Annotated in this window: 7 protein-coding genes; all 7 read left to right on the top strand. The window is 33.3% G+C overall.

Annotated elements, in window-relative coordinates; genetic code table 11:
* Positions 1-22: 22 nt before the first annotated feature.
* Entirely contained in the window at positions 23-520 is a 498-nt protein-coding gene (gene rplJ / locus LOS89_RS09880) for a 50S ribosomal protein L10 (RefSeq protein WP_231835101.1), read from the top strand.
* Positions 521-575: 55 nt separating this feature from the next.
* Positions 576-950 carry a 50S ribosomal protein L7/L12 gene (rplL, locus tag LOS89_RS09875; protein WP_231835100.1) on the top strand — a complete coding sequence of 125 codons (375 nt, stop codon included), beginning with the start codon at positions 576-578 and terminating at the stop codon, positions 948-950.
* Positions 951-1,193: 243 nt separating this feature from the next.
* Complete coding sequence (gene rpoB / locus LOS89_RS09870) at positions 1,194-5,006, top strand: DNA-directed RNA polymerase subunit beta (RefSeq protein ID WP_231835099.1); 3,813 nt, start codon at positions 1,194-1,196, stop codon at positions 5,004-5,006.
* Between the two features lie 68 nt (positions 5,007-5,074).
* The gene (gene rpoC / locus LOS89_RS09865; protein WP_231835098.1) at positions 5,075-9,373 is read left to right on the top strand and encodes a DNA-directed RNA polymerase subunit beta'; all 4,299 of its coding nucleotides are present in this window, start codon (positions 5,075-5,077) and stop codon (positions 9,371-9,373) included.
* Positions 9,374-9,479: 106 nt separating this feature from the next.
* Positions 9,480-9,788: a DUF3467 domain-containing protein gene (locus tag LOS89_RS09860; RefSeq protein ID WP_073580526.1), complete on the top strand. Its 309-nt coding sequence runs from the start codon at positions 9,480-9,482 to the stop codon at positions 9,786-9,788.
* A gap of 47 nt (positions 9,789-9,835) precedes the next feature.
* The gene (locus tag LOS89_RS09855; protein WP_231835097.1) at positions 9,836-10,327 is read left to right on the top strand and encodes a GNAT family N-acetyltransferase; all 492 of its coding nucleotides are present in this window, start codon (positions 9,836-9,838) and stop codon (positions 10,325-10,327) included.
* 115 nt (positions 10,328-10,442) lie between these two features.
* Positions 10,443-11,930, top strand: a complete 1,488-nt coding sequence (locus tag LOS89_RS09850) for an AAA family ATPase (protein WP_231835096.1) — start codon at positions 10,443-10,445, stop codon at positions 11,928-11,930.
* Positions 11,931-11,958 lie beyond the last annotated feature (28 nt).

Genomic DNA, 11,958 nt, shown 5'->3' with positions numbered 1-11,958 from the left:
TTGGTAGTTAAAAATTTTTAGTATGACTAGAGAAGAAAAATCAATCGCTATTGAAGATTTAACTGCACAGTTAGCGGATGTAAATGTTGTTTATTTAGCAGACATTTCAGGACTAGATGCAGATACTACTTCAAACTTAAGAAGAGCTTGTTTTAAAGCTGGTATTAAATTAGAAGTTGTTAAGAACACATTGTTAGAAAAAGCAATGGAAGCTTCTGATAATGACTACGGTGATTTAGCATCAGTTCTTAAAGGAAATACTTCTATGTTTATTGCTGATACAGCTAACGCTCCAGCAAAAATCATTAAAGAATTCCGTAAGAAAGGTGAAAAACCAATCTTTAAAGGGGCTTACATTAACCAAGAAATTTACATCGGTGACAACTTATTAGATAGCTTAGTAGCTATTAAATCTAAAGAAGAAGTTATCGCAGAAATTATTGGATTATTACAATCTCCAGCTAAGAGAGTTCTTGCAGCTCTTCAAAATCAACCAGAGAAGGAAGATTCAGCTGAATAATAAGTACGCACTTAATAAATTATATTTTTACAAAACATTTTAAAAGATAGAAAAAATGGCAGATTTGAAACAATTCGCAGAACAATTAGTTAACTTAACAGTTAAAGAAGTTAACGAATTAGCAACAATATTAAAAGATGAGTATGGTATCGAGCCTGCTGCTGCAGCTGTAGTAGTTGCTGCTGGTGGTGGAGATGCTGGTGCAGGTGCTGCTGAGCAAACTGAATTCACAGTAGTATTAAAAGATGCTGGTGCTTCTAAATTAGGAGTTGTTAAAGCGGTTAAAGAATTAACTGGTTTAGGTCTTAAAGAAGCTAAAGATTTAGTTGATGCTGCTCCAACAAATGTTAAAGAAGGAGTTTCTAAAGATGAGGCTGAAGGTCTTAAGAAAGCTTTAGAAGAGGCAGGAGCTGTAGTTGAGTTAAAATAATTTATACTCATAAATAAGCTAGGTTTAGGTCTTGAGAGTGTTCTCAAAGACCTAAACCATTTTGCGTATATTGAATTAATGTAATTTTTTATACGCTAAAAAGGAGTCAATAACGAAGAAAAAAAACAAATATTTTCCTGGTTTGTTTTTAAAGATGTATCGGCTGCTAAATCAAAGGAAGTATTATTAGAACAGTGTTTTTACACAAAAATTACTTTTTTTAAATCAAAATTTTATCCATTGATGATTGCTAATCAGACTGAAAGATTAAATTTTGCTTCAACAAAAAACATTCCACAATATCCAGATTTTCTAGATATTCAAGTGAAATCGTTTAAAGATTTTTTCCAATTGGAAACTAAATCTGACGAAAGAGGCAACGAAGGGCTGTATAATACCTTCATGGAAAATTTTCCAATTACTGATACGAGAAACCAATTCGTATTAGAATTTTTAGATTACTTTATTGATCCACCTAGATATACTATCGAAGAGTGTATTGACAGAGGTTTAACGTATAGTGTGCCTCTTAAAGCTAGATTAAAATTATATTGTACTGACCCTGAACACGAAGATTTTGAAACTATCGTTCAAGATGTGTATTTAGGAACAATACCATATATGACGCCTAGCGGTACATTCGTTATCAATGGTGCTGAGCGTGTAGTTGTATCACAGTTACACAGATCTCCAGGGGTTTTCTTCGGACAATCTTTCCATGCAAATGGTACTAAATTATATTCTGCTAGAATTATTCCTTTTAAAGGTTCTTGGATTGAATTTGCTACCGATATTAACAATGTAATGTATGCGTATATCGATAGAAAGAAAAAATTACCTGTAACTACTTTATTCAGAGCTATCGGATTCGAAAGAGATAAAGATATCTTAGAAATTTTCGACTTAGCTGAAGAAATTAAAGTTTCAAAAACAGGAATCAAAAAGTATGCTGGAAGAAGACTTGCTGCACGTGTTTTAAATACATGGCATGAGGATTTCGTAGATGAGGATACAGGAGAGGTTGTTTCTATTGAGCGTAACGAAATTATCTTAGATCGTGATACTATTCTTGATAAAGATAATATCGAAGAAATAATTGAAGCAGATGTTAAAACTATTCTTTTACATAAAGAAGATAACAACGCTGCAGATTATACAATTATTCATAATACGCTTCAAAAAGATCCAACAAACTCTGAAAAAGAAGCTGTTGAGCATATTTATAGACAATTACGTAACGCGGAACCGCCTGATGAGGAAACGGCTCGTGGTATTATAGATAAATTGTTCTTCTCAGATCAACGTTACAACTTAGGTGAAGTTGGTCGTTATAGAATGAACAAAAAATTAAACTTAGATATCCCAATGGAAAAGCAAGTCTTAACCAAAGAGGATATCATCACTATCGTTAAGTATTTAATCGAATTGATCAACTCTAAAGCAGAGATTGATGATATCGATCACTTATCTAACCGTCGTGTAAGAACAGTTGGTGAGCAATTATCAGCTCAGTTTGGTGTAGGTTTAGCTCGTATGGCTAGAACTATCCGTGAAAGAATGAACGTTCGTGATAACGAGGTGTTTACACCTATCGATTTGATTAATGCTAAAACATTATCATCGGTAATCAATTCATTCTTCGGAACTAACCAGTTATCTCAGTTCATGGATCAAACGAATCCATTAGCAGAGATTACTCACAAACGTCGTTTATCTGCCCTTGGACCTGGAGGTTTATCTAGAGAAAGAGCTGGTTTCGAGGTTCGTGACGTTCACTATACACACTACGGAAGACTTTGTCCTATTGAAACGCCTGAGGGACCAAACATTGGTTTGATTTCTTCTTTAGGAGTTTATGCTAAAGTTAATGGTATGGGATTCATCGAAACTCCATATCGTAAAGTGACTAACGGACAAGTTGATTTAGTTTCTGAACCTATCTACTTAAGTGCAGAGGAAGAAGAAGGTAAAATGATTGCTCAGGCAAATATTGAAATGGATGGAAACGGTCAAATTACCGCTTCTAATGTTATTGCGCGTGAAGAAGGAGATTTCCCAGTTGTAGCTCCTTCTGCTGTACATTATACAGACGTTGCTCCAAATCAGATTGCTTCGATTTCGGCTTCATTAATTCCTTTCTTAGAGCATGATGATGCGAACCGTGCGTTGATGGGATCTAACATGATGCGTCAGGCCGTTCCATTATTACGTCCTGAAGCTCCAATCGTTGGTACTGGTTTAGAAAGACAAGTTGCTTCTGATTCAAGAGTATTAATCAACGCTGAAGGAAACGGAACTGTTGAGTATGTTGATGCTGATATGATCACTATCAAATACGACAGAACTGAAGAAGAGCGTATGGTAAGCTTTGATACAGATGAGAAAACATATCAGTTAATCAAATATAGAAAAACGAATCAAAGTACTTGTATCAACTTAAAACCAATCGTAAGAAAAGGTGATAGAGTTGCTAAAGGTCAAGTTCTTTGTGAAGGATATGCTACTCAAAACGGAGAATTAGCAATCGGTAGAAACTTAAAAGTGGCGTTCATGCCATGGAAAGGTTACAACTTCGAGGATGCTATCGTAATCTCTGAAAAAGTAGTACGTGATGATATTTTTACATCATTACATATTGATGACTATACATTAGAAGTTCGTGATACTAAATTAGGTAACGAAGAATTAACTAATGATATTCCAAATGTTTCTGAAGAAGCTACTAAAGATTTAGATGAAAACGGAATGATTAGAATTGGTGCAGAGGTTAAACCTGGCGATATTCTAATCGGAAAAATTACACCAAAAGGAGAATCTGATCCAACTCCAGAAGAAAAACTTTTAAGAGCTATCTTCGGTGATAAAGCTGGTGATGTTAAAGATGCATCTTTAAAAGCTTCTCCATCATTACACGGTGTAGTTTTAGACAAAAAATTATTTGCGAAAGCGGTAAAAGATAAGAGAAAACGTTCTAAAGATAAAGAAGACGTTGATAAATTAGAAACTGAATTTGAAGTTAAGTATACTGACTTGAAAGACAAATTAATTGAAAAATTATTTGTTATCATCGACGGTAAAACTTCTCAAGGTGTAATGAACGATTTAGGTGAAGAAGTATTACCAAAAGGTAAAAAATTCACTAAAAAGATGTTACAAGGAGTAGAAGATTTTGCTCACTTAACTAAAGGTCAGTGGACAACTGATGAGCATACAAATGCTATGGTAAATGACTTAATTCACAACTACAAAATCAAATTAAATGATTTACAAGGTTGGTTAAGAAGAGAGAAATTTACTATTACCGTTGGGGATGAATTACCTTCTGGAATTTTAAAACTTGCTAAAGTTTACATCGCTAAGAAACGTAAATTAAAAGTAGGGGATAAAATGGCAGGACGTCACGGTAACAAAGGTATTGTTGCTAAAATCGTTCGTCATGAAGATATGCCATTCTTAGAAGACGGAACACCAGTAGATATCGTATTGAATCCACTTGGGGTACCATCTCGTATGAACATCGGACAGATTTATGAAACTGTATTAGGATGGGCTGGTCAAAAATTAGGAAAGAAATTTGCTACGCCAATTTTTGATGGTGCAACTTTAGATCAGATTAATGAACTAACAGACGAAGCAGGAATTCCAAGATTCGGTCATACGTATTTGTATGATGGAGGAACTGGAGAGCGTTTCCACCAACGTGCTACTGTAGGTGTAATTTACATGTTGAAATTAGGACACATGGTAGATGACAAAATGCACGCACGTTCTATTGGTCCATACTCATTAATTACGCAACAACCATTAGGAGGTAAAGCTCAATTCGGAGGTCAGCGTTTTGGAGAGATGGAGGTTTGGGCTCTTGAAGCATACGGTGCATCAAGTACGCTTAGAGAAATCTTAACTGTTAAATCAGATGACGTTATTGGTAGAGCTAAAACTTACGAGTCTATCGTTAAAGGAGAAACTATGCCAGAACCAGGATTACCTGAGTCATTCAATGTATTAATGCATGAATTAAAAGGTCTTGGATTAGACATCAGATTAGAAGAATAAATTTATCCCGGGAGTAGCCTTGGTTACTCCCTTTATAACGCTTTTCATAAATCGAAAGTATTCATATCATGACAAGATTAAAAGATAAAAATACCGTTAAAAGATTTAACAAAATCACGATAGGACTAGCTTCTCCAGAATCTATTTTGGCAGAATCTAGAGGTGAGGTTTTAAAACCAGAAACTATTAACTATCGTACGCACAAGCCAGAAAGAGATGGTCTTTTCTGCGAAAGAATTTTCGGTCCAGTAAAAGATTACGAATGTGCTTGTGGTAAGTATAAAAGAATTCGCTACAAAGGAATCGTTTGTGACCGATGTGGTGTTGAAGTAACGGAGAAAAAAGTACGTAGAGATAGAGTAGGGCATATCAACCTAGTTGTGCCAATTGCTCATATTTGGTATTTCCGTTCGTTACCAAACAAAATTGGTTATATTTTAGGATTACCATCTAAGAAATTAGATATGATTATTTACTACGAAAGATACGTAGTAATTCAAGCAGGTATTGCTAAAAACGCTGATGGAGAATCTTTACAAAAATTAGATTTCCTTACGGAAGAAGAGTATTTAAATATTTTAGATACACTTCCAATGGAAAATCAATATTTAGATGATAATGATCCTAATAAATTCATCGCTAAAATGGGTGCTGAATGTATTATGGATTTATTAGCTCGTACTGACTTAGATGAACTTTCATATAGTTTACGTCATGCTGCTAATAACGAAACATCTAAACAACGTAAGACAGAAGCATTAAAACGTTTAAATGTTGTAGAATCATTCCGTGAGTCTAACTTGAATAGAGAAAACCGTCCAGAATGGATGATTTTAAAAGTAATTCCAGTTATTCCACCAGAATTACGTCCGTTAGTTCCACTTGACGGAGGTCGTTTTGCAACTTCAGATTTAAATGATTTATACAGAAGAGTTATCATACGTAACAACCGTTTAAAAAGATTAATGGAGATTAAAGCTCCTGAAGTTATCTTAAGAAACGAAAAACGTATGTTACAAGAATCTGTAGATTCATTATTTGATAATACACGTAAAGCTTCTGCTGTTAAAACAGAATCAAACAGACCATTAAAATCGTTATCAGATTCATTAAAAGGTAAACAAGGACGTTTCCGTCAAAACTTATTAGGTAAACGTGTAGATTATTCTGCTCGTTCGGTAATTGTTGTTGGACCTGAAATGAAATTGTTCGAGTGTGGTTTGCCAAAAGATATGGCTGCTGAACTATATAAACCATTCGTTATTCGTAAATTAATCGAAAGAGGAATTGTTAAAACAGTTAAGTCGGCTAAGAAAATTATTGACAAAAAAGAGCCAGTAGTATGGGATATTTTAGAGAATGTAATTAAAGGACATCCTGTATTATTAAACCGTGCTCCTACGCTTCACCGTTTAGGTATTCAAGCATTCCAACCTAAGTTAATTGAAGGAAAAGCAATCCAGTTACACCCATTAGTATGTACGGCATTCAACGCCGATTTCGATGGTGACCAGATGGCGGTTCACTTACCTTTAGGACCAGAAGCTATTTTAGAGGCACAATTATTAATGTTGGCTTCTCATAATATCTTGAATCCAGCAAATGGTGCTCCTATTACAGTACCTTCTCAGGACATGGTTCTTGGTCTTTACTATATGACTAAAGAGCGTTTGTCAACTCCAGAAATGAAAATTTTAGGTGAAGGTTTAACTTTCTATTCAGCTGAAGAGGTAAATATCGCTTTAAATGAAGGAAGATTAGAGTTAAATGCTAGAGTGAAAATTAGAGCAAAAGACTTTAATGAAGAAGGAGAATTAGTTACAAAAATTATTCAAACTACAGCAGGTAGAGTATTATTTAATGAAGTAGTACCTGAAGCTGCAGGATATATTAATGAGGTATTAACTAAGAAATCACTTCGTGATATTATTGGTAAAATATTAGCGGTTACTGACGTTCCTACAACTGCTGCTTTCTTGGATAACATGAAAGATATGGGTTATAAGTTCGCATTCCGTGGAGGATTATCTTTCTCATTAGGTGATATTAGAATTCCAGAACAAAAAGGAAAATTAATCGCTGATGCTCGTGAGCAAGTAGAAGGAATTTCGATGAACTATAGCATGGGTCTTATTACTAATAACGAGCGTTACAACCAAGTTATTGATATCTGGACTTCTGCTAATGCTCAATTAACGGAGTTAGCAATGAAAAATATCCGTGAAGACCAACAAGGTTTCAACTCGGTATATATGATGCTTGACTCTGGAGCGAGGGGTTCTAAAGAACAGATTCGTCAGTTAACTGGTATGCGTGGTTTGATGGCTAAGCCTAAAAAATCAACTGCTGGTGGTGGTGAAATTATTGAAAACCCTATCTTATCGAACTTTAAAGAAGGTCTTTCTATCCTTGAGTACTTTATCTCTACTCACGGTGCTCGTAAAGGTCTTGCGGATACGGCTCTTAAAACGGCCGATGCGGGTTACTTAACTCGTCGTTTACATGATGTATCTCAAGATGTAATTGTAAACTCTGTAGATTGTGGTACTTTAAGAGGTATTGAAGTTTCTGCTTTAAAGAAAAACGAAGAGATTGTTGAAACATTAGGAGAAAGAATCTTAGGACGTGTTGCCTTACAAGATGTTATTAATCCTCTTGATTCTGAAATTTTAGTTCATGCAGGTGAGCAAATTACAGAAGCAATCGTTAAGAAAATTGAAGCATCTCCAGTTGAAAGAGTTGATGTACGTTCTCCATTAACATGTGAAGCTACAAAAGGTATTTGTGCTAAATGTTATGGTAGAAACTTAGCTACTGGAAAAATGACTCAAAAAGGTGAAGCAGTTGGAGTTATTGCAGCGCAATCAATTGGTGAGCCAGGTACACAGTTAACACTTCGTACGTTCCACGTTGGAGGGGTTGCTGGAGGTATCTCTGAAGAGTCAAGTATTGTTACTCGTTTTGCAGGTAAATTAGAAATCGAAGATTTAAAAACAGTTAAAGGTGAGGATGCTGATGGGAATACTGTTGATATCGTAATTTCTCGTTCTACTGAGTTAAAATTAGTTGATGCTAAAACAGGTATTTTATTAAATACGCACTATATTCCTTATGGTTCTAGTATTTTTGTAAAAGACGGAGACGTTGTTGAAAAAGGTACTACAATCTGTAAATGGGATCCATATAATGGAGTTATTGTTTCTGAATTTACAGGAAAAATTGCTTATGAAGATTTAGAACAAGGACAATCGTTCTTAGTTGAAATCGATGAGCAAACAGGTTTCCAAGAGAAAGTAATTTCTGAAGGTAGAAATAAAAAATTAGTTCCTACTTTATTAATTTATGGTAAAGATGGTGAATTAATTCGTTCTTACAACTTACCAGTAGGTGCTCACCTTATGGTAGATGACGGAGAGAAAATTAAAGCTGGTAAGATTTTAGTTAAAATTCCTCGTCGTTCTTCAAAAGCGGGAGATATTACAGGAGGTTTACCAAGAATTACAGAGTTGTTAGAGGCTCGTAATCCTTCAAACCCAGCAGTAGTTTCTGAAATTGATGGTGTTGTAACTTTCGGAAAAATTAAGAGAGGTAACCGTGAAATCGCTATCGAATCTAAATTTGGTGAAGTGAAGAAATACTTGGTAAAACTTTCTAACCAAATCTTAGTTCAAGAGAATGACTTCGTAAAAGCGGGTACACCACTTTCTGATGGAGCAATTACTCCAGAGGATATCTTAAGAATTCAAGGACCATCTGCTGTTCAACAGTATTTAGTAAATGAAATTCAAGAGGTATACCGTTTACAAGGGGTAAAAATCAATGATAAGCACTTTGAGGTAGTAATTCGTCAAATGATGCGTAAAGTAAGAATTGTGGATCCGGGAGATACATTATTCTTAGAAGATCAATTAGCTCATACAAGTGATTTCATCGTTGAAAACGATAAATTATACGGAATGAAAGTTGTTGAAGACGCAGGTGATTCTGAGAATTTAAAACCAGGTCAGATTGTTTCTCCACGTCAGTTAAGAGATGAAAATTCGTTATTAAAACGTAATGATAGAAACTTAGTTGTTGCTCGTGATGTTGTTACGGCAACTGCTACTCCAGTACTTCAAGGTATTACAAGAGCGTCGTTACAAACGAAATCATTTATTTCTGCTGCATCGTTCCAGGAAACTACTAAAGTATTAAATGAAGCTGCAGTTGCAGGTAAAATAGATACATTAGAAGGATTGAAAGAGAATGTTATTGTAGGTCATAGAATCCCAGCTGGTACAGGTATGAGAGATTATGATAATACAATAGTAGGATCTAAAGAAGAATACAACGAGTTAATGGCTGCTAAAGAAGAGTTTAACTACTAATTAGCTTCATTATTTCAATACAAAGCCCAACAGATTTTCTGTTGGGCTTTTTTTTTACCCAAATTATACTTATCCTTGTATAACAAAATAGCAATCATTAAATAGCATGGAAAATAATAACCAACAAGGACAAATCAATATTGAACTAGACGAGCAAACTGCAGAAGGAATTTACTCTAATTTAGCAATTATCAATCATTCAAATTCGGAGTTTGTGGTAGATTTTGTAACAATTATGCCAGGAGTGCCTAAGGCAAAAGTAAAATCAAGAATTATCTTAACGCCACAACACGCAAAACGTTTGTTAAAAGCGTTAGGTGAAAATATTCATCGTTTTGAAAGTGCTCATGGAAAGATAGAAGAAGGAGAACAACCTCCAATTCCTTTAAATTTTGGTCCAACAGGACAAGCTTAATATTTAAAAGTCTCGTATATTGCGGGACTTTTTTAGTACAAGATATTATGAATTTAATACAAGCAAAAACTTCGGATATTTCTATCGTTATCGAATTAACCAAGAAAATTTGGCCAGTTGCTTATGGAGAAATCCTTTCTAATGCTCAGCTAAATTATATGATTGATAAGTTTTATAATGAAACTGCTCTGATTGAATTGATGCAGAAAGGGCACGTTTTTTATTTAGCTCAAAGTGATAATGGTAAATTTGTAGGTTTTGTTTCTTATGAAATTAATTGTGAGCCAAACAAAACAAAGATTCATAAAATTTACGTTTTACCCGAAACTCAAGGAACGGGTTTAGGAAAGCAGTTTTTCGAATTGGTAAAACAAAAAGCAAAAGAAAATCATCAAAAAGCCGTTTTCTTAAATGTAAACAAATACAATAACGCAATCCATTTTTATACCAAATTAGGATTTACTAAAGTTAAAGATGAGGTAATTGATATTGGCAAAGGATATGTAATGGATGATTATGTGATGGAGGTAGCTGTTTAAAAGAAGTATATAACTTTACGGATTTCTGCATTTTGGTTTGAAATGAGTTTTGTAAATTGCTGAAATAATCGCAACTAATATTTTTGTGAGCTTTTTTATTTTTACTTATTTTCATATGATTAAATTAAAGAATTTAGAGATTCAAAATTTCAGACATATTCAAAATCAAACTGTTGAATTTGGAAATTTTATAACTGTAATAACAGGTTTAAATGGGACTGGAAAGTCATCTATTTTGGGTTGGATTGCTCAATTATGTGATTATAAGCCAAAGGAAATGACAATTTTGGATACATATTTCAAAGAAGATTATAAAAATGTTTTTAGATTTTGTCCCAACAATGATTATAATCAGGAATATGAAGTTAAATTCAATTATTTATCTACAGATTTATTATTAGAAGAAAGTAAGCAAATTAATACTAGGTATGTAAAGAAAACGGACAAGTCTCCTGAAAGATATAGAACTGATTTTGATGGTAGAGGTAAAGCATTAAATCATCCAATTATTTATTTAGGTTTAAAAAGATTGATTCCTTTAGCAACTGAAAATAAAATATCTACTTTTAAAACTACAATTTCTACCAAATATAATAATACTTACTCTAATTTGATTAGGGAGATATTTGTGTTAGTTAATGATAATGTTAATCCTGAAGCTATTAAGTCTACCAATAAAAAACTTTTAGCTATACAAACGGATTCTTATAGTCATTTAGGTAATTCGGCTGGGCAAGATAATATTTCGCAAATTATTTCATCATTAATTTCTTTTGAGATTTTAAAAGAGAAACAAGGTTCAGATTTTAAAGGAGGAATTATTCTAATTGACGAACTTGATTCAACTCTTTATGCAGCTTCTCAGTGTAAATTGATTGATATTTTGTTTAGATATGCGAGAAAACTAAATATACAAATAATTTTTACTACTCATTCAATTGAAATCTTAGAATATTTGAATGATAAAGTAGGAAATGATACAACAGTTAATTATTTTAATTTAGTAGATGGTAAAGTTAAAAATACTATAAATCCATCTTTTGAATATGTAAAGAGAAAAATTAAAAATGAAGTTTCAGAAAGTGAAAAAAATGAAAAAATTAGCTTTATTTGTGAGGATGAAGTAGCACAATATTTTTCTAAAAATCTTCTAAATAATTCTGAATTAAAGAAAATTATAAATATTGAAAAAGGTCCATTTCCAGACGGCACTTTAATTAGTATGGCTGAATCAAATCATTCGATTTTTAAGAATGTTTATTATATTTTGGATGGTGATGTTAAAGAAAAATTTAAGCAAAAGAAAATTCCTCCTCGAACTGTTTTTCTTCCTACAAAGTTAAGACCAGAATCCATAATGTATGATTTTATTAAAAATTTATCAGATGATGATGAATTTTGGGATGATGAAAAGAATTTTACTAAGTCAACTTGTTTTAATAACTATACTAACAATGGAAAAGGCTCGCATAAGAATTGGTTTGTTGATCCTGTGAACAAAAGATTTTTTGGCTCTGGCTATTCAAGACTATTTAACAGATGGAAAAAAGATAATTTAAATGAAGTAGAAGAGTTTTTAAATAATATTCGTAAAATATTATAATGATTTAATAAGTGCTAATTTTATTAGC

The organism is Flavobacterium channae (assembly GCF_021172165.1).
In the GTDB taxonomy this organism is placed as follows: domain Bacteria; phylum Bacteroidota; class Bacteroidia; order Flavobacteriales; family Flavobacteriaceae; genus Flavobacterium; species Flavobacterium channae.
The sequence above is the reverse complement of the archived record's forward strand: the minus strand, read 5'-3'. Positions and strand labels throughout refer to the sequence as shown.